General features: G+C 63.0%; 19 protein-coding genes and 1 pseudogene. 9 read left to right on the forward strand and 11 right to left on the reverse strand.

Going from position 1 to position 17,212, the window contains the following annotated elements; all coding sequences use genetic code 11:
- The 3 genes from ligA to ABY403_RS03875 all read left to right on the forward strand — a co-directional run.
- On the forward strand, positions 1–1,503 hold a 1,503-nt coding region (gene ligA, locus ABY403_RS03865; protein ID WP_372839047.1), incomplete at its 5' end, for an NAD-dependent DNA ligase LigA.
- Entirely contained in the window at positions 1,500–3,590 is a 2,091-nt protein-coding gene (gene recG, locus ABY403_RS03870) for an ATP-dependent DNA helicase RecG (RefSeq protein WP_372839049.1), read from the forward strand. The genes ligA and recG, both read left to right, overlap by 4 nt.
- Positions 3,591–3,680: 90 nt before the next feature.
- Entirely contained in the window at positions 3,681–3,803 is a 123-nt protein-coding gene (locus tag ABY403_RS03875; RefSeq protein ID WP_372839052.1) for a hypothetical protein, read from the forward strand.
- 141 nt (positions 3,804–3,944) lie between these two features.
- Here the strand turns inward: ABY403_RS03875 and ABY403_RS03880 are convergent, their stop codons facing one another.
- A complete protein-coding gene (locus ABY403_RS03880) occupies positions 3,945–4,385 on the reverse strand; it encodes an iron-sulfur cluster assembly scaffold protein (protein WP_372839054.1) in 441 nt (146 codons plus the stop codon).
- Between the two features lie 63 nt (positions 4,386–4,448).
- Between ABY403_RS03880 and hisI the strand changes: the two genes are divergently transcribed.
- A complete protein-coding gene (gene hisI / locus ABY403_RS03885; protein ID WP_372839056.1) occupies positions 4,449–4,808 on the forward strand; it encodes a phosphoribosyl-AMP cyclohydrolase in 360 nt (119 codons plus the stop codon).
- A 34-nt stretch (positions 4,809–4,842) separates the two neighbouring features.
- Here hisI and gluQRS read toward each other — a convergent pair whose 3' ends face one another.
- From gluQRS to hpt, 9 genes are all read right to left on the reverse strand, one after another.
- Positions 4,843–5,679: a tRNA glutamyl-Q(34) synthetase GluQRS gene (gene gluQRS, locus ABY403_RS03890; protein WP_372839059.1), complete on the reverse strand. Its 837-nt coding sequence runs from the start codon at positions 5,677–5,679 to the stop codon at positions 4,843–4,845.
- Positions 5,667–6,998, reverse strand: a complete 1,332-nt coding sequence (trmFO, locus tag ABY403_RS03895; protein ID WP_372839061.1) for a methylenetetrahydrofolate--tRNA-(uracil(54)-C(5))-methyltransferase (FADH(2)-oxidizing) TrmFO — start codon at positions 6,996–6,998, stop codon at positions 5,667–5,669. The genes gluQRS and trmFO overlap by 13 nt, the downstream gene beginning before the upstream one ends.
- Before the next feature lie 21 nt (positions 6,999–7,019).
- Entirely contained in the window at positions 7,020–7,370 is a 351-nt protein-coding gene (locus ABY403_RS03900; protein ID WP_372839063.1) for a DUF6614 family protein, read from the reverse strand.
- A gap of 121 nt (positions 7,371–7,491) precedes the next feature.
- Entirely contained in the window at positions 7,492–10,140 is a 2,649-nt protein-coding gene (gene gyrA / locus ABY403_RS03905) for a DNA gyrase subunit A (protein WP_372839088.1), read from the reverse strand.
- Between the two features lie 428 nt (positions 10,141–10,568).
- Positions 10,569–11,471 (reverse strand): cytochrome c, encoded by a 903-nt coding sequence (locus tag ABY403_RS03910; RefSeq protein ID WP_372839065.1) that lies wholly within the window; start codon positions 11,469–11,471, stop codon positions 10,569–10,571.
- A 74-nt stretch (positions 11,472–11,545) separates the two neighbouring features.
- On the reverse strand, positions 11,546–12,022 hold the full coding sequence (locus ABY403_RS03915; protein WP_372839068.1) for a cytochrome c: 477 nt from the start codon (positions 12,020–12,022) through the stop codon (positions 11,546–11,548).
- Between the two features lie 87 nt (positions 12,023–12,109).
- Positions 12,110–12,301, reverse strand: a complete 192-nt coding sequence (locus tag ABY403_RS03920; protein ID WP_372839071.1) for a hypothetical protein — start codon at positions 12,299–12,301, stop codon at positions 12,110–12,112.
- Entirely contained in the window at positions 12,298–12,810 is a 513-nt protein-coding gene (locus tag ABY403_RS03925; RefSeq protein ID WP_372839090.1) for a mismatch-specific DNA-glycosylase, read from the reverse strand. The genes ABY403_RS03920 and ABY403_RS03925 overlap by 4 nt, the downstream gene beginning before the upstream one ends.
- Positions 12,810–13,349 (reverse strand): hypoxanthine phosphoribosyltransferase, encoded by a 540-nt coding sequence (gene hpt, locus ABY403_RS03930; protein ID WP_372839074.1) that lies wholly within the window; start codon positions 13,347–13,349, stop codon positions 12,810–12,812. Before hpt ends, ABY403_RS03925 begins: the two co-directional genes overlap by 1 nt.
- 66 nt (positions 13,350–13,415) lie before the next feature.
- On the opposite strand from hpt, the gene ABY403_RS03935 reads away from it, so the two are divergent.
- Positions 13,416–13,871, forward strand: coding sequence for a type II toxin-antitoxin system RatA family toxin (locus ABY403_RS03935; protein WP_372839077.1), 456 nt, complete (start codon positions 13,416–13,418; stop codon positions 13,869–13,871).
- Between the two features lie 122 nt (positions 13,872–13,993).
- Complete coding sequence (locus ABY403_RS03940; RefSeq protein WP_372839079.1) at positions 13,994–14,248, forward strand: hypothetical protein; 255 nt, start codon at positions 13,994–13,996, stop codon at positions 14,246–14,248.
- 58 nt (positions 14,249–14,306) lie between these two features.
- Here ABY403_RS03940 and ABY403_RS03945 read toward each other — a convergent pair whose 3' ends face one another.
- The gene (locus tag ABY403_RS03945) at positions 14,307–14,498 is read right to left on the reverse strand and encodes a DUF1127 domain-containing protein (RefSeq protein ID WP_372839081.1); all 192 of its coding nucleotides are present in this window, start codon (positions 14,496–14,498) and stop codon (positions 14,307–14,309) included.
- 89 nt (positions 14,499–14,587) lie between these two features.
- Here ABY403_RS03945 and ABY403_RS03950 point away from each other — a divergent pair, with 89 nt between their 5' ends.
- The 3 genes and pseudogenes from ABY403_RS03950 to ABY403_RS03960 all read left to right on the forward strand — a co-directional run.
- The gene (locus tag ABY403_RS03950) at positions 14,588–15,994 is read left to right on the forward strand and encodes a PLP-dependent aminotransferase family protein (protein ID WP_372839084.1); all 1,407 of its coding nucleotides are present in this window, start codon (positions 14,588–14,590) and stop codon (positions 15,992–15,994) included.
- Positions 15,995–16,173: 179 nt separating this feature from the next.
- Positions 16,174–17,058, forward strand: a complete 885-nt coding sequence (locus ABY403_RS03955) for an ABC transporter permease (protein ID WP_372839086.1) — start codon at positions 16,174–16,176, stop codon at positions 17,056–17,058.
- Positions 17,055–17,212 (forward strand): annotated as a pseudogene (locus ABY403_RS03960) (ABC transporter permease); the annotation flags it as partial. The gene ABY403_RS03955 and the pseudogene ABY403_RS03960, both read left to right, overlap by 4 nt.

Genomic DNA, 17,212 nt, shown 5'->3' on the forward strand with positions numbered 1-17,212 from the left:
GGCGATAAGACATTCGCCAATCCGCGCAACGCGGCCGCAGGCAGCCTGCGCCAACTTGATGCGCGAATCACGGCATCGCGGCGCTTGCGATTTTTCGCCTATGCTTGGGGCGCGCTGTCCGAACCCTTGGCCATGACCCAGACCGACGCGCTTGCCCGGTTGCGGGCCTTGGGCTTTACGGTCAACCCCGAAACCCGGCGCTGCATCGACACCGCCGCGCTGCTAGAGGCGTATCGCGGGCTTGAGGCGCGGCGGGTGGAGCTTGGCTATGATATCGACGGCGTGGTCTACAAGGTCGATGACCTTGCGCTGCAACGCCGCCTTGGGTTCCGCTCGACAACGCCGCGCTGGGCCATCGCGCACAAGTTTCCCGCAGAAACGGCGTGGACGCGGCTTGAGAAGATCGAGATTCAGGTGGGCCGGACAGGTGCGCTCAGCCCCGTGGCGCGGCTTGCGCCGGTGACGGTGGGGGGCGTGGTCGTCTCGAACGCGACGCTGCACAATGAAGATTACATTGCCGGGCGCGATTCGACCGGTGCCCCGATCCGCGAGGGGCGCGATCTGCGCGAGGGCGATTGGGTGCTGGTCTATCGCGCGGGCGACGTGATCCCGAAGGTTGCGGATGTCGATCTTTCGCGCCGTGCCGACACCTCGCTGCCCTATGTCTTTCCTGAACTCTGCCCCGAATGTGGCTCTGCCGCAGTGCGCGAGCCGGGCGACGCCGTGCGCCGTTGCACCGGCGGGCTTGCCTGCCCGGCGCAGGCGGTGGAAAAGCTGAGGCATTTCGTTTCGCGTGCCGCCTTTGAAATCGAGGGGCTTGGCGCCAAGCAGGTCGAGGCGTTTTACCGCGATGGCCTGCTGCGCGAACCTGCCGACATTTTCACACTTCGTGAACAGCATGGGGCAGAGCTGACCGGCCGCGAAGGTTGGGGTGAGAAATCGGCACAAAAGCTTTTTGCCGCGATCGAAGCGCGGCGCAGCATTGCGCTGTCGCGCATGATCTTTGCGCTAGGGATCAGGCACGTGGGCGAAGCCGCCGCCGGGTTGCTTGCCAGCCATTACCGCAGCTGGGCACGGTTCGAGACCGCGATGCGCAGCGCGACGGTTGGCGAGGGCGCGGATTGGGAGGATCTGCTATCAATCGACGGGGTCGGCGAAACGCTTGCCACTTCGGTGGTCGAGGCGTTCCACCAGCCCGCCGAAGTTGCCGCGATTGATCGGCTGGCCGCGCAACTGACCATCGAATCTGCCGCCCCGCGCGCCGCAAACAGCGCCATTTCCGGAAAAACGATTGTCTTTACCGGCACGTTGGAACGCATGACCCGGGCCGAGGCCAAGGCGCGGGCAGAGGCGCTGGGGGCCAAGGTGGCAGGCTCGGTATCAGCGCGCACGGATCTGGTGGTGGCGGGCCCGGGTGCAGGTTCAAAGGCAAAGGCTGCCGAGGCGCTTGGCGTGAAGGTGATCGACGAAGAGGCATGGTTGACACTTGCAGGCCACGCATGAGCGGGCGCCCGCCTGAACTGTTTCCGCTGTTCGCCAGCCTCGAAACGCTGCCCGGCGTGGGCGAAAAAACCGCGCGGGCCTTTGCACAGATTGGGGTGGAAAGGCCGCGCGATCTGATCTTCACCTTGCCCCACGCCTGCATCGACCGCCGGCTGCGCCGTTCGATTCGCGAGGTGGTGCTGCCTGCCACCGTGACCGTCGAGGTTGAGGTGGGCGGCCACATAGCCCCCCGCCGCAAGGGCGGCCCAACGCGGGTGATGGTGCGCGATGCGGCGACCGAGTTTCAGCTCGTTTTTTTTCACGGGCGCGATGATTTTTTGCAAAAACAACTGCCTACAGGGCAACGCCGGGTGGTTTCGGGGCGCGTGGAGCTGTTTGACGGCATTGCGCAGATGACCCACCCAGACCATATCCTGCGCCCGGACGAGGCCAAGGATCTTCCGGATTTCGAGCCGGTCTATCCGCTCAGCGCGGGGCTGACGCAACGGGTGGTGGCAAAGGCCGTGGCGGGGGCCATGACGCGGTTGCCCGCGCCCGCCGAATGGATCGACCCGGCGTTGCTGGCGCGCGAGGGCTGGCCCGGTTGGGGCGAAGCGGTGGCGCGCGCGCATAGGCCGCAAGGCACCGACGATCTGGCCCATACCGCGCCTGCGCGTGCGCGGCTGGCCTATGACGAGCTTTTCGCGCACCAGTTGACGCTGGCGCTGGCGCGCTCGCAACTGCGCCGTGCCAAGGGGCGGGTCAGCGCGGGCGATGGCGGCTTGCGCGCGCGCACGCTTGCGGCTTTGCCGTTTGTCCCGACCGGCGCGCAGGTGCGCGCGATGGCCGATATTGCCGCTGATATGGCGTCAGAGGCCCGGATGAACCGGCTTTTGCAGGGCGATGTCGGCTCGGGCAAGACGCTGGTTGCCTTCATGGCGCTTCTGATCGCGGTAGAGGCGGGCGGGCAGGGCGTGATGATGGCACCGACCGAGATTCTTGCGCGCCAACACTTTGACAGCCTCGCACCCTTGGCCCGCGATGCCGGGGTGCGGCTGGAGCTGCTGACCGGGCGAGACAAGGGGGCAGAGCGTGCCGCCAAACTTGCGGATCTGGCTGCGGGGCGGATTGCGGTTCTGGTAGGCACCCATGCGGTTTTTCAGCGCGAGGTCGCGTTTGCCGATCTGCGGCTGGCGGTTGTGGATGAACAGCACCGCTTTGGCGTGGCGCAGCGGATGGAACTTGGTGCCAAAGGCCTTGCCGCCGATATGCTGGTGATGACCGCCACACCCATTCCCCGCTCATTAAGCCTTGCGCAATATGGCGACATGGATATCTCGTTGCTGGATGAAAAGCCGCCGGGGCGGCGTCCGGTGAAAACCGCGCTGATTTCTACCGAGCGAATGGATGAGGTGGTGGCGCACCTGCGCCGCGCGCTGGCGGATGGGCGCCAAGCCTATTGGGTCTGCCCGCTGGTCGAAGACAGCGAAACGCTTGATCTTGCCTCGGCGGAAGAGCGGTTTCGTGTTTTGCGCGCCGCCTTTGGCGAGGCATCCGTGGGCTTGGTGCATGGCCAACTGCCCGCGGGCGAAAAAGACGCGGCGATGGCCGATTTCGTAGCCGGGCGCACGCGGCTTTTGGTGGCGACCACGGTGATCGAGGTGGGCGTCAACGTGCCCAACGCTTCGATCATGGTGATCGAACGGGCAGAGACCTTTGGCCTTGCACAGTTGCACCAACTGCGCGGAAGGGTCGGGCGGGGTGCGGCGGAATCGACCTGCCTTATGCTGTTCCAGCCGCCCCTGAGCGGGCCGGGAGAGCGGCGCTTGAAGATACTGCGTGAAACCGAAGACGGGTTTCGCATTGCCGAGGAAGATCTTGCGATGCGCGGCGCGGGCGACGTGCTTGGCACCGCGCAATCGGGGCTGCCGCGTTTTCGCGTCGCCGATCTGGAGCGGCAGGCCGGGCTGATGGCTGTGGCGCAAAGCGATGCGCGCACGCTGCTGGCCACAGACCCCGCGCTGCAAAGTGCGCGTGGGCGCGCGGCGCGGTCGCTTTTGTGGCTGATGGAGCAGGACCGCGGCATCCGCCTGATCTCGGCCGGTTAACAAAATCGATGGGTGTTCTCATAAAGTTCTTTACTTTTGTGCCTCGAAATGAGAACAAACAAGCAACAGAGACACGAAAGGGTTACGTTCATGGCTCATAAACTGAAGGCGGTGCTGCTGCGCGAGTCTGCGGCCTATTGGCAAGATGCGCTTGGTGCTGCGGCGCTGGTGGTGATGCTGATGGTCGGTCTGCACCTGCCCGTACTGGTCTGAAAGGTTTTGCGCATTCGCTGGCTCATCCCCCGGGCCTTCCGTCTGTCCCTTGCGATGCGCCACACTGCCGCCGCCCGTGCCCTGCGCACCGGCGGCGGTTTTTTTGTCCGAGAGCTTGCCTTGGGCCCCTATGCGACGCAGTTAACCCTGCATCGCCGCCCTGAGCGCCGCTATCGCGGCCTCGGGTGCCAGTAGAATGGAATCGTGCCGGTTGGCGTAGGCGCGCGCGGGCAGCAACACCTCGTAACCCTGAAACGGCGCGCTTGGCACTGCGCCGTCAGCGCGCAACATCGCCGCGAGTTCGTCGCGGCCGCGTTCCAGCGTGGCAAGGTCTAGGCCCACAATCACCTCGCCCAGCACCGCGGCCGAGGCCTGCCCCAGCGCGCAGGCACGCACGTCTTGCGCGAATTGAACAATGCGCCCGCCTTCGGCCACCACCTGCGCGCTGACCACCGATCCGCACAGCGGCGCGCGCCGACTGGCCGCGCCCATCGGTTCAGCAAGCTTGCCCAAGTGCGGAATCGCCGCCGCCAGCGCCAGAATCCGCTGCGAATAGAGCTTGAAGAGGTCGTCGTCGCTCATCACTTTCCCTGCGCAGCGATGCAGGTTAGATAAAGCCTCGCCGCTCGAAGGGAAAGATGCGCCATGCAATTCAATACCGAGACACTGCGCTATGACGCACAGGGCTTGATCCCCGCCATCGCGCAAGATGTGGGCACAGGCACGGTGCTGATGCTTGCCTGGATGAACGCCGAGGCGGTGGCGCGCACGCTGGCAGAGGGCCGCGTAACCTATTGGTCACGTTCACGGAAAGCGTTTTGGACCAAGGGCGAAAGTTCGGGCCATGTGCAGCGCTTGGTCGAGATGCGGATTGACTGCGACCGCGATTGCCTGTTGCTGTTGGTCGAGCAGGTCGGCCCCGCCTGCCATACAAACCGCCACGCCTGTTTTTATACCGCGATCCGCGATGGGGTCGAGGTCGTGATCATGGAACCTGAGGTGTGACGCCTCCGGCGGGGATATTTGGGCTGAAGCAATTTCACAGATCGAGCATGTGACGCAGGTCTTTGGGGCTTGCGCCCTCGGCGCGGTAGCGCGAAAGCGCGCGCGCGTCATCGCGTTTGGCCAGCCGCTTGCCCGCCGCATCGCGAATAAGCCTGTGATGGTGCCATGTTGGCACGGGAAGTTCGAGCAACGCTTGCAGAAGGCGGTGAATCGCGGTGGCGGCAAACAGATCTTCACCGCGGGTCACGCAGCTGACGCCTTGCGCCGCATCATCGACGACCACCGCAAGATGGTAGGCCGTTCCCATATCGCGGCGCGAAAGAACGACGTCACCACAAGTTGTTAACAGCCATTCTTCAGAAAGCGTATGAGCGCCGCTGTGCAGGGGGCCAGTTTCGTGGAACGTCAGCGATGTGCCAATTTCGGACAATGCACGCGCCATGTTCAGCCGGATCGCATCGTCGGGCCCAGCTTCGTGCATCGGGCGGTGGCGGCAAGTGCCGGGATAACAGGGGCCGTCTGGCCCACCTTCCTGCGGGGCGGTAAGGGCCGCGCGTATATCGGCGCGGCGGCAGCGGCAGGGGTAGCACAGGCCGCGCGCTATCAGCCGATCGAGTGCCGCGTGATAGGCGGGCAGGCGCTGCGATTGACGCCAGACAGGGGTTTCCCAAGTGAGGCCAAGCCAGCTGAGATCGTCGAAAATCGCCTCTTCCCACTCTGCGCGGCTACGGCTTTGGTCGATGTCTTCGATGCGAAGCAGAAAGCGCCCCCCCGCGCTGCGCGCCATGTCATGCGCAATGATGGCTGCATAGGCATGGCCGAGGTGCAATGGCCCGGTGGGCGAAGGCGCAAAGCGGGTTACGAGAGCCACGCCTGATACGCCTCTTTCGCGCGGTCGGTATAGGCCTTGTAGCGGTCTTTGCGCCCGCGCCGCCCGCCGCGCGCGTCGATTGGCGGGAAAAGCCCGAAGTTCACGTTCATCGGTTGGAAGGTCTTGGCATCCGCGCCGCCGGTGATATGGGCCAAAAGCGCGCCGGTTGCGGTTTCGGGTGGCGGCGGAGGCAGTTCCTTGCCGCGCATCTCGGCCGCGGCCATGCGCCCGGCCAAAAGCCCCATCGCCGCGCTTTCGACATAGCCTTCGACACCGGTGATCTGCCCCGCAAAGCGCAGATTCGGGCGCAAACGCAACCGCATCTGGCTGTCGAGAAGCCGCGGAGAGTTCAGGAATGTGTTGCGATGAATCCCGCCGAGGCGCGCGAAAGAGGCGTTCTGCAAGCCGGGAATCATACGGAAAACATCGGTTTGCGCGCCGTGCTTCATCTTGGTTTGAAAGCCCACGATGTTGTAGAGCGTGCCCAAAGCATTGTCGCGGCGCAGTTGCACCACAGCATAGGGTTTGACCTCTGGCACATGCGCGTTGGTCAGCCCGATCGGCTTCATCGGGCCAAAGCGCAGGGTTTGCGGCCCGCGCTCGGCCATCACTTCGATCGGCAGGCAGCCGTCGAAATAGGCGGCTGTTTCGCCTTCGTGAAACAGCGTCTTGGGCGCGTCCATGAGGGCTGCGATGAAGGCGTCATATTGCGCGCGGTCCATCGGGCAGTTGATATAGGCCGTGCGCTCGTCTTCGGTTTCGCCCTTGTCATAGCGCGATTGCCGCCAAGCCACGGTCATGTCGATACTGTCGGCATAGACGATGGGGGCGATTGCGTCGAAAAATGCCAGCGCCTCGGCCCCGGTTGTGGCGCGGATCGATTCCGCCAGCGCGCCAGAGGTCAGCGGCCCGGTGGCGATGATCCAATGCCCGTCGCGCGGCAATTCGGTGATTTCGCCGCTTTGCACGGAAATCAGCGGGTGCGCGAGCAATCTTTCGGTCACGTCTCGGGCGAAGGCATCGCGGTCTACCGCAAGGGCACCGCCAGCGGGCAGGCGATGGCGCGCCGCCATTTCCATAAGCAGCCCACCTGCTGCCCGCATTTCCCAGTGCAGCAGACCCACCGCGTTCTGCTCATGATCGTCGGAGCGGAACGAGTTGGAGCAGACCATTTCTGCCATCAGCCCGGTGCGATGCGCAAAGGTGCCCTGTTGCGGGCGCATTTCGTGCAGGATTACGGGCACACCAGCATTTGCTGCGGCCCAAGCTGCTTCGGATCCGGCCATGCCGCCGCCGACGATGTGGAGCGTGTCATTCATGCCCCGTCTGTATCTGCCCGCTCAGATCAGCGCAATGCGCTCGCGTCGCTCTGGGTCGGGGAAGGGGCGGTAAAGGCCAACCTCGGCGCTGGCGATCATATGGTGGAATTGTTCGTAGTGGCGCTGCGCCAGGTCATCGACGTGGCAAAGCGCATGGAACGTCGATTCCAGCTGTTCGAGGCTTTCCACCTCGATCTCGAGCAGAAAGTCGCCCTGCGCGGCACTGGCCAAGCCAAGCTTGCGCCGCAGCAGGCGCCATTTGCCGATCAACCCCAAGTCCGCCAGCGCGGTCAGCCACGTTTCGGCGGCCGATGCGAAGGCCAGCGCCTTGGCGTCGGATTTCAGGTCGATCATGCAGTGATAAAGGTTCATTGGCGGCTCCTTGACCGCGCGCAGTCAAGCAGATCCGCGTTGCAGAAGGCTTAACAGCCACGCAAGCAAACGCCGCCCGGCGCAGGGGCGCGGGGCGGCGTTGCCGTATCGTTGGGCCTTCTTATGCCTCTTCGGCTTCGGTATCGCCCTGATCGGCCACCCGTGCCGCCGAAACCACCTCTTCGCCTGCGGCACAATCGAGCACCTTGACGCCACCGGCAGAGCGCGAACGGAACGAGATGCCTGCAACCGGAACCCGGATCGATTGGCCGGTCGAGGTGGCCAACATCACCTGATCGTCAGGTGCCACCGGGAACGAGGCAACCAGTTGGCCGCCGCGCATGGCCCCATCCATCGCCTTGACGCCTTGGCCGCCGCGCCCGCGCACCGGATAACCGTGGCTGGAACTGAGCTTGCCCGCACCGCGCGCGGTAATGGTCAGGATCGTTTCGGCTGCGGCCTTCATTTCGCCGTAGCGTTCATCGGACAGCGTGCCTTCGGCTGCGGCTTCGGCGGAATCGTCTTCGACCTCGATTTCGGTCTCGTCCTCGGCACCCATTTCGGCGCGGAACCGCTTGAGGAATGCCGTGCGTTCCCACGGTTCGGCCTCGAAGTGGCGCAAGATCGACATCGACACGACCCGGTCGCCTGCGGCCAGTCGAATACCGCGCACACCTGTGGAATCGCGCCCCTTGAACACCCGCACCTCGGGCACCGGAAAGCGGATCGCGCGGCCAAGTGCCGTGACCAGCATCACATCGTCGCCCTCATCGCAGATGCGCGCGTTCACAAGGCTGACGCCCTCTGGCAGCTTCATTGCGATTTTGCCATTGCGCATGACATTGGCGAAATCGGATAGCGCGTTGCGGCGCACATCGCCTTCGGATGTGGCGAAGAACACTTGCAAATTGTCCCATTCCGCCTCGGGCACATCGACCGGGGTCAGCGCCGCAATCGAAACCCCATTGGGGATCGGCAGGATGTTGACGATTGCCTTGCCCTTGGCGGTGCGCCCAGCCAGCGGCAGGCGCCAGCATTTGAGGCTGTAGACCATGCCATCGGTGGTGAAGAACAAAAGCTGTGTATGCGTGTTGGCCACAAAAAGCGTGGTCACCACGTCATCTTCCTTGGTGGCCATGCTCGAAAGGCCCTTGCCGCCGCGCCGCTGCGCGCGGAACTCGGCAAGCGAGGTGCGCTTGATGTAGCCGCCAGAGGTGATGGTCACCACCATGTCCTCGCGCTCGATTAGGTCTTCGTCTTCCAGATCGCCCGCCCAATCGACGATTTCGGTACGCCGTGGCACTGCGAATGCATCGCGAACCTCGCGCAGCTCGGTCGCGATGATCTCCATGATCCGTTCGCGCGAGGCCAGAATGGTAAGGTAATCACGGATTTTAGCGGCAAGCTCTTGCAACTCGTCGGTGACTTCCTTGACCCCCATCGCGGTCAGGCGCTGCAACCGCAGATCGAGAATGGCGCGAGCCTGAATCTCGCTCAGGTTATAGGTGCCATCATCGTTGATCTTGTGGCCCGGGTCGTCGATCAGCTGGATATATTCGGCGATGTCTTGCGCGGGCCAGCGGCGGGTCATCAGCTTTTCGCGCGCTTCGGCCGCATCGGCGCTGGCGCGGATCGTGCGCACCACCTCATCGACGTTTGAAACCGCAACGGCGAGCCCGCAGAGGATATGGCTGCGCTCGCGCGCCTTGCGCAGCTCGAACGCCGTGCGCCGTGCCACAACTTCTTCGCGGAAGGCAATGAAATGCGTAAGGAAATCGCGCAGTGTCAGCTGCTCGGGCTTGCCACCGTTCAGCGCCAGCATGTTGGCGCCGAAATGCGTCTGCATCTGCGTAAAGCGGAAGAGTTGGTTCAGCACCACGTCTGCGGTCGCATCGCGCTTGAGTTCGATCACCACCCTTACGCCCACGCGGTCGCTTTCGTCCTGAATATGGGCGATGCCTTCCAGCCGTTTTTCGCGCACCAGATCGGCGATCTTTTCGATCATCGTCGCCTTGTTCACCTGATAGGGGATCTCGTCGATGACGATGGCAAAGCGGTCTTTGCGCAGTTCTTCGATATGGGTTTTCGCGCGGATGATGACGCTGCCGCGCCCTTCAAGATAAGCCTTGCGCGCGCCGCCGCGCCCCATGATGAGCCCGCCGGTGGGAAAGTCGGGCGCGGGTACCCATGCCATCAGCTCTTCCGAGGTAAGGTCGGGCTGTTCGATCAGCGCAAGTGTTGCTGCGATTACTTCGCCAAGGTTATGCGGCGGAATGTTGGTGGCCATGCCAACCGCAATACCGCCTGCGCCGTTGACCAGCATGTTCGGGAACCGCGCGGGAAGCACCGTGGGTTCACGGTCTTTACCATCGTAGTTGTCCTGAAAATCGACCGTGTCCTTGTCGATATCGGCCAGAAGGGCGTTGGCCACCTTGGCCATACGCACCTCGGTATAGCGGAAGGCCGCTGCGGTATCGCCATCCATCGAGCCAAAGTTGCCCTGACCGTCAAGCAGCACCAGACTCATCGAGAAAGGCTGCGCCATGCGCACCAGCGCATCATAGATCGCAGCATCGCCGTGCGGGTGATATTTACCCATCGTATCGGCAACCGGGCGCGACGATTTGCGATAGGATTTGTCGTAGGTGTTGCCGACCTCGTTCATCGCATAAAGGATGCGCCTGTGCACCGGTTTCAGGCCATCGCGCAGATCGGGGATGGCGCGGCTGACGATCACGCTCATCGCGTAATCGAGATAGGCCGTGCGCATCTCGGAAGTAATCGAGACAGTCGGGTTCGAGGCCGGACGCGGCAGATCTGCCGCAGACGGATTGCCCGCGTTTTCAGGGGGTTCTGTGGTGTTGCTCACGTGGTCTCGGACCTTGTTTTACTGATCTGGCCAAACCAGATGTGGATGCGCCAGACTATAGCTGCGCAACCTCTTGGGTGCAACCTCTGCCGCCTGTTCGTAGTGTCAGTTCGTCGCGGGAACCCGCTTCAGCTGGGCCGCTACCGCCCAGAGATCGGAATTGGCGAAATTGCAGCAGCTTTCGGCCACAGACCCCATCTCGCCGCCGACGCCGCCGCAACCGCGGAGGAAACCGCTGCGCAAGAAGCTGAGAAAATCGCGGGCCTTCAGCGCGCGAGCGTCATGCGGCCCCGATCAGCGTCAAGCCGCGCCTTGGCGGCCTGCCACACTCAGTTGCTTGCGGGGACGCGCTTGAGGTAAGCAGCCACCGCGTTGCGATCTTCATTGGAAAGATGCGAGAAGTTCTCGACCACTTCCACCATTTCGCCGCCGACGCTGTCGTAATCGGGCGTCGAACCGGAACGCAGGTAATAGGCAATGTCGAGTTCTGACCATTGCAGCTTGTCGGGAGTCAGCGCCGGAACTACACCTTCGCCTGAAGCGCTAGGCGCACCGGCAAGCCAGGCGTCGCGCTGCATACCGCCCAGTTGGTTGCGCGGCGTGTGACATTCGGCGCAATGGCCAAGACCTTCGACAAGATAGCGCCCGCGCTCTTCGACTTCGGTCAGATCGCCTGTCACGACCCAGTCTTCATTCACGAACATTAGCTTCCAGAAACCCAGCGTGGCACGCAGATTGAACGGAAAGCTCACCTCATGCGCGCGGCTCGGGGTTGGATCTGCGGGCAGGGTGACCAGATACGCGTGTAGGTCTGCCACATCCTGAAGCGTGGTGTTGCGGTAGCTGGCGTAGGGGAAGGCCGGGTAGAGGTGTTCGCCGCTGCGCCCGACGCCGCGCACCATCGCATTTGCCAGATCGAGCGCGGACCAGCCGCCTATGCCATGCTCTGGGTCGGACGAGATATTGGGGGCGTAGAAGGTGCCGAACTCGGAAGCAAAGGCAATACCGCCCGGCATATCGACCGCAAGCCCGGCGTTCGTGGCATCTGGCGCCATGTGGCACGAGGCGCAACCGCCCGCACGAAATACCTGTTCGCCGCGCACAGCGTCGCCTTGCAGGTTGGCCATTGCATCGGGTGAAAATGTTTGTGGGCGGGTCAGGTACAACGCGGCGGCAGCGCCAGCCCCGCCAAGAACGATCAGCAACGCAAACGCTTTATGTAGACGACGCATGAATACCTCGGGCTTGAAAAAAATGGGTGCCGCAATTTCGCAACTGCGACACCCTGATTAGGTTCAGCGTCCGATCACTTCGGCGGCTTGAACTTGAAGTCGCCGTGGCAGGCTTTGCAGGTGTCGTTGAAGCTGGCGAGTGCGGTTTGCATAGTCGCCAGATCGGTGCCTGCCGCAGCTTGCAATGCCAGCGACGTTTCGCGCAGGGCCGCGAGCTTGCCGTTCAGGTCAGCCGTCGGTTCCCAAAGGGCCGAAAGAGCAAGGCTGGACTCGTCGTAGGCGCGATCGGTGCCAGCTTCCCACAGACCGGTTTGGTCAAGCGAGGTGAGCGCGACAATCTGGTTTGCCGCAGCGCTTGCTGCTGCTGCGTCATAGGGCATGCTGCCCTTGTCCATCGCTCCAAGAGGCGCAGAGTAAAACGCTACAAGAGACATGAACGACTGGCGGGCATCGATCACCACCAGCTTAGGGTCAACGCTTTGGGCGTGGGCGGCACCAAGCGAAAGGCTCGCTAGGATGGTGCCAAGTGCTATGGTCTTGTTAATGCGCATATTGTGCCTCTTCTTTAGGTAAAGAAACTTATAGATAGGCGCAATTCTTTGTATTTCAACCACGCGCGCGCGACTACTTTGCAGAACTCAGGGCGAAGTTTTTATGCCTATGCCGCGGCGCGCGGGTTCCAGCGTCGCCCAGTCGGGCCAGCCGATCCAGCGTTCGACCGCCACCAGCAACAGCGCCGCCGCCACGATGCCGAACACCAGTTTGACCCGTCCCCAGGATGGTGGTCGGCGTGACCAGCGCGCCATGCGGACCATCCAGCGCGGGTTCATGCGGCCCTCGCTTGACGCAAGGCTTGCAGCCATGCCCCGGCGGCCTGCCACGGTTCGGGGCGGAAATGGCTGCGCGCAAGGCCCGAGGGCGAGGGCAGCACCCAAACCGCGAGCCCCGCCATCGCGCCCGTGCCCGTGTGCAACCCCGCCGCAAGGCGCGCGCCAAGGGCAAGGCGCGCTGCGGTCAGGCTGGTAAAGGCAATGCCGCGCGGTTGGATGCGCGCCACAAGTTCGGCCAACCGGGCAGGGGCATAGGCATCGTGCGGTATGTCGCGGTCCTGCCCGGCCACACCCTTGCGCGCAAGATCGGTCAGCCCGAGGCCAAGTGCGGGTAACCGATGATCTTCGTCCGGGCGAAACAGCCGGGGCGTCATGCCGGTTTCGGCCAGCATCGGCCAGAAGCGGTTGCCGGGCCGCGCATAGTAATGCCCGCGCGCCGCCGAGGTCAGTCCCGGCGCAGTGCCGCAGAACAGAAGATCAAGACCCGGTGCTGTCAGATCGGGCAGCATCACTCGGTAAACCTTACCTTGCCGATGTGGGGCAGGTTGCGGTTGCGTTGGGCAAAGTCGATGCCGTAGCCCACAACAAACTCGTCGGGAATATCGAACCCGGTCCACGTGGCCTTGATCGGCACTTCGCGGCGCGAGGGTTTGTCGAGCAGCGCGCAAACCTCTATCCGCTTTGGCTTGCGCGCCTTGAGCATGTTGAGCACGTGGTTGAGCGTGAAGCCTGTATCGACGATATCCTCGACCACCAGCACATCGCGCCCCTCGATGCCGGAGCGCAGGTCCTTCAATATCCGCACCTCGCGGCTGGTCGTCAGCTCGTCGCCGTAGGAAGAGGCCTCGATAAAGTCTACCTCGACCGGCAGATCGATTTCGCGCACGAGGTCGGCGATAAAGACGAAACTGCCGCGCAGCAGCCCCACGACCACCAGCTTGTCGGTGCCTTGGAAAGCGTCCGTAATTTCGTGCGCCAGCGCCTCGACGCGGGCCGCGATACGTTTGGCCGAGATCATTCGATCAATGACATAGGGGCGATGTGGCATGGGTGCCTCTTGATTTCCACCTCGGGGTTATCGAAAAGGGCTGCGCAAGTCACGCGGATTGAATGGATGCCAACGCATAGCGAAAAGCGGATCATGCCCTATACGGCGGCCGAGATGTATGCGCTCGTGGCCGATGTAGAGCACTACCCGGAGTTTCTGCCGTGGAACTCTGCGGCGCGAATCCGTTCACGCCAGCCGTTGGAGGGTGGCAAAGAGTTGCAGGTGATCGACCTGGTGATCTCGTTCAAACTGTTTCGCGAAAAGTTTGGCAGCCGCGTAGTGCTGGACCCGGCGCTGCACAGGATCGACACCGAGTATCTCGACGGCCCGTTTCGCTACCTCAAAAGCTGGTGGCATTTCTCGGACCGCGAGGGTGGCGGCTGCGAGGTTGATTTTCACGTCGATTTCGAGTTTCGCAATTTCGTGCTGCAAAAGGTGATCGGTGTGGTCTTCGACGAGGCGATGCGGCGGATCGTGCGCGCATTCGAAACCCGCGCCGAGGTGCTTTACCCGCGCCGCTAGGGTGCTGTTGCGCGAAAGACTCAGGCTTGGGGCGGCGTAGGGCAGGGCGTTGCTTTGTATTGACCGCGTACCCAGGGCGCAGGCAGGCTCTGTGCACAGGCATACAAAAAGGCCGAGCAGCAATGACACAATCCTTTTTTCACGCGCCCAAGGGCGGGGTTGATTTTCTGGGTTTGAGGCGTGGCCGCAGCGGCGCCACCGAAATTGTCTATGACGATGGCGTTGCGCGCCGGATGGTCTGGCGCGTTCAGGGCCAGCCCAATGAGGCGGCGCTGGGCGATGCGCTTTCGGTTGCGGTGGGGGCGGTGCGGGTCTTGCCCACGCTTTACGCCGAACTAAAGCGCCGTTCGATTTCCATAGAAGCAATAGCACGCTAAAAAAAGCGGCCGGGACTTGCCCGGCCGAGGAAGAGGATCCGTCAGGGGACTGCGGAACCTATTCGTTCCAAAAGGGGCGCGATTTCTCGCGGATCGCGTCCGCGCGCGTCAGCCCGATATCGGCCAGCAGATGGTCGTCAAGCCGCGCAAGTGCTGCGCGCGAACGCCGCCGCATGATCCAGGCCGCGAAAACTGCACGCAACGACGCGGTCGAGCGCGAAGCGGGGCGGGAAAGCGAAAGGACCGACATGGTACACCTTTTGTATTGATACACACGCAATGATACTGCTAGGGAAAGGGATACAATAACGGCGTATCACTCACCAGAAAAACATTGTCATGGATACAAACTGGCGGCCGGACCTTGCCGCACAAGACGGGCCGAAATATCTCGCGCTGGTGCGGGCATTGCGCGGCGATGTGCGCGCGGGGGTGTTGACGGCGGGGCAGCAGCTTCCGCCGGTGCGCGAATTGGCTTGGGCGCTTGGGGTCACACCGGGCACCGTGGCGCGCGCCTATCAGATCGGAACGCAGGAAGGCTTGCTTTCAGCAGCCGTCGGTCGCGGCACCTTTGTTGCCTCGGCCAGCCCGCGCCTTGGTCCGCGCGAGCCCTTGCACCTTGACCGTTTGCCCGAGTTTGACCGCGAAAACGGCCCGGTCGATCTGCGCAGCCCGCAACTGCCCGACGTGGGCCAGACCGAGGCGCTATCGCGGGTAATGATCGAGGCAGCCGGAAGCATCGGGCGCGATTATCTGGAATACCCCGGCCTGCGGCGCGATAGCGCCTGCCGCAATGCGGTGGTCGATTGGCTTTCCTGCTGCCGCATCGGGCCGCTTGGCGAAGATGATCTGGTGCTGACGCTTGGTGGCCAGAACGGCATCAACATCGTGCTTTCGTGCTGCCTGCGCGGCGAACGCCCGGTGGTGCTGGCCGAGGCGCTGGCCTACCCCGGCTTTCGCCACGCAGCCCGGTTGCAGCGCGCCGAAGTGGTGCCGGTGGCGCTTGACGGCGAAGGTATGCGCGCGGATGCGCTTGATGCGGCGTGTCGGCGGCACGGCGGCCAAGTTGTTTGCGTCTCGCCCGAGGCGCAAAACCCGACAACCGCGCGCATGAGCCTCGCGCGGCGCGAAGAAATCGTGGCGGTGGCGCGAACCCATGATTTGCAGATTCTGGAGGACGACTGCTACACCATGCCCTCCTCGGGTATCCCCTACATCCGCGAACTTGCGCCAGAGCGCACCTGGCATGTCACGAGCCTTTCCAAGCCGATCTCGGCGGGCTTGCGGTTTGGCATCGTAGCCTGCCCCGAAGGGATGGGAGAGGCTGGGCGGCTTGCGGCGCAGCACAGCTATTTCGGCCTGCCGCGTCCGATCACCGATATCGTGACACGCCTGCTGGTTTCGGGCGAGGCGGGGCGGCTGCGCGCCGCGGCGCAGGCCGAGATGACACGGCGGCAAAAACTGGCGATCGCCGCACTTGCGGGCTACGACCTCGCTTTCCAACCCGGACTGACGTTCTTGTGGCTGCACCTGCCGACGGGGTGGCGCGCCTCGACCTTCACGCGGATGGCCGAGGCGGAAGGCGTGTTGCTGCGTTCGGCTGACGAATACGCGCTGGGCGATGGTCATGCGCCAAATGCCGTGCGTATCGCGATTGCGGGCGGGGTCAGCGAAGAGCGGTTCAACCGGGCACTGACGGCGCTGGCGCGGCTTTTGGCCAACCCGCCGGGTGATCTGCCGGTCTGACAACGTCATCAAGCTGCTCGATTCACGGGCAAGGCGGCGCTTTGGCACGCAAAATCGTGCAATGCGCTGCGGCGCGCGCGCGCCCCCTTTTCTTGCGCCGCGCCTTGTGCAAACTTGCCGATGTTGCGCTGGGCGCAGGCTGAAACGGTTGCGGTATAAGCAGAAGCGAGCGGGGGGAAATGGCAAAAGCAAACCGATGGCGGCGCATCACCCGCACCGAGGCGTTCTCGGGCTACGCGCTTGTCAGCCCGACCGCGCTTTATGCGTTGCTGCTGCTGGCGGCACCGCTGGCGACGATTTTCGCCTTTTCGTTTTTCAAGGACGGTTATCTGACCGTCATCCGCGAATTTACGCTGCAAAACTACATAGATGCATGGACTGACGAGGTGTTCCGCGCGATTCTAGCGCGCTCGCTGTTCGTGTCGGGCATGGTTACCTTGACCACCGTGGTGATCGCGTTCCCGATTGCCTATTACATATCGTTCAACGTCCGGCCCGCGATGAAATCGCGCTGGTTGTTCTTGATCACCATTCCCTTCTGGACCTCGTATCTGATCCGGGTGTTTCTGTGGAAAGTGATCCTGGGCTTCAACGGCGTGGTCAATTCAAGCCTTGATATCCTCGGGCTGATAGATCAGCCGCTGAACATGCTCAATAACGTGCAGGCAATCGTTGTGACGCTGGCCCACGCCTATGCGCCCTTTGCAATTCTGCCGATCTTCGTGGCGCTGGAAAAAATCGACCGCTCGCTGCTTGAGGCCGGGCAAGACCTTGGCGAATCGCGGCTGATGACCTTCTGGCGGGTGACCCTGCCTTTGGCGATGCCGGGGGTGGTGGCGGCGGTGCTGATCGTGTTCATTCCGACCATCGGTGATTATGTGACACCGCAACTGATCGGCGGCGGCAAAGTGCCAATGGTGGCGAACCTTATTCAGGCGCGGATGCTGGATCTGGACAACAAGCCAATGGGGTCCGCCATCGCGGTTTCGGCCATGGCGATCGTGACGCTGGTGAGCCTTGTGTTCCTATTCCTGAACCGTCGCTTCCTGAGGGTGCAGAAATGAAGTTTCCCGCGCTGCGCACCTACGCCTATCTCTACCTTCTCTTTCTCTATGCGCCGATCATTCTGCTGCCGGTTTTCGCCTTTAACGACGGCACGATCATCGCCTTTCCGCTCAAGGGCTTCACCGTTGAATGGTTCCGGCAGATGGCGGCCAA

The organism is Phaeovulum sp., assembly GCF_041596715.1.
In the GTDB taxonomy this organism is placed as follows: domain Bacteria; phylum Pseudomonadota; class Alphaproteobacteria; order Rhodobacterales; family Rhodobacteraceae; genus UBA6213.

What these genes read in the sequence shown, in the direction of transcription:
- ABY403_RS03915 (WP_372839068.1), bottom strand. Translation starts at nt 12,022, where the DNA reads ATGCGCATTAACAAGACCATAGCACTTGGCACCATCCTAGCGAGCCTT.
- hpt (WP_372839074.1), bottom strand. Translation starts at nt 13,349, where the DNA reads ATGCCACATCGCCCCTATGTCATTGATCGAATGATCTCGGCCAAACGT.
- ABY403_RS03935 (WP_372839077.1), top strand. Translation starts at nt 13,416, where the DNA reads ATGCCAACGCATAGCGAAAAGCGGATCATGCCCTATACGGCGGCCGAG.
- ABY403_RS03940 (WP_372839079.1), top strand. Translation starts at nt 13,994, where the DNA reads ATGACACAATCCTTTTTTCACGCGCCCAAGGGCGGGGTTGATTTTCTG.
- ABY403_RS03880 (WP_372839054.1), bottom strand. Translation starts at nt 4,385, where the DNA reads ATGAGCGACGACGACCTCTTCAAGCTCTATTCGCAGCGGATTCTGGCG.
- gyrA (WP_372839088.1), bottom strand. Translation starts at nt 10,140, where the DNA reads ATGCGCACGGCCTATCTCGATTACGCGATGAGCGTGATCGTCAGCCGC.
- recG (WP_372839049.1), top strand. Translation starts at nt 1,500, where the DNA reads ATGAGCGGGCGCCCGCCTGAACTGTTTCCGCTGTTCGCCAGCCTCGAA.
- ABY403_RS03875 (WP_372839052.1), top strand. Translation starts at nt 3,681, where the DNA reads ATGGCTCATAAACTGAAGGCGGTGCTGCTGCGCGAGTCTGCGGCCTAT.
- trmFO (WP_372839061.1), bottom strand. Translation starts at nt 6,998, where the DNA reads ATGAATGACACGCTCCACATCGTCGGCGGCGGCATGGCCGGATCCGAA.
- hisI (WP_372839056.1), top strand. Translation starts at nt 4,449, where the DNA reads ATGCAATTCAATACCGAGACACTGCGCTATGACGCACAGGGCTTGATC.
- ABY403_RS03900 (WP_372839063.1), bottom strand. Translation starts at nt 7,370, where the DNA reads ATGAACCTTTATCACTGCATGATCGACCTGAAATCCGACGCCAAGGCG.
- ABY403_RS03920 (WP_372839071.1), bottom strand. Translation starts at nt 12,301, where the DNA reads ATGAACCCGCGCTGGATGGTCCGCATGGCGCGCTGGTCACGCCGACCA.
- ABY403_RS03945 (WP_372839081.1), bottom strand. Translation starts at nt 14,498, where the DNA reads ATGTCGGTCCTTTCGCTTTCCCGCCCCGCTTCGCGCTCGACCGCGTCG.
- ABY403_RS03950 (WP_372839084.1), top strand. Translation starts at nt 14,588, where the DNA reads ATGGATACAAACTGGCGGCCGGACCTTGCCGCACAAGACGGGCCGAAA.
- ABY403_RS03910 (WP_372839065.1), bottom strand. Translation starts at nt 11,471, where the DNA reads ATGCGTCGTCTACATAAAGCGTTTGCGTTGCTGATCGTTCTTGGCGGG.
- ABY403_RS03925 (WP_372839090.1), bottom strand. Translation starts at nt 12,810, where the DNA reads ATGCTGCCCGATCTGACAGCACCGGGTCTTGATCTTCTGTTCTGCGGC.
- ABY403_RS03955 (WP_372839086.1), top strand. Translation starts at nt 16,174, where the DNA reads ATGGCAAAAGCAAACCGATGGCGGCGCATCACCCGCACCGAGGCGTTC.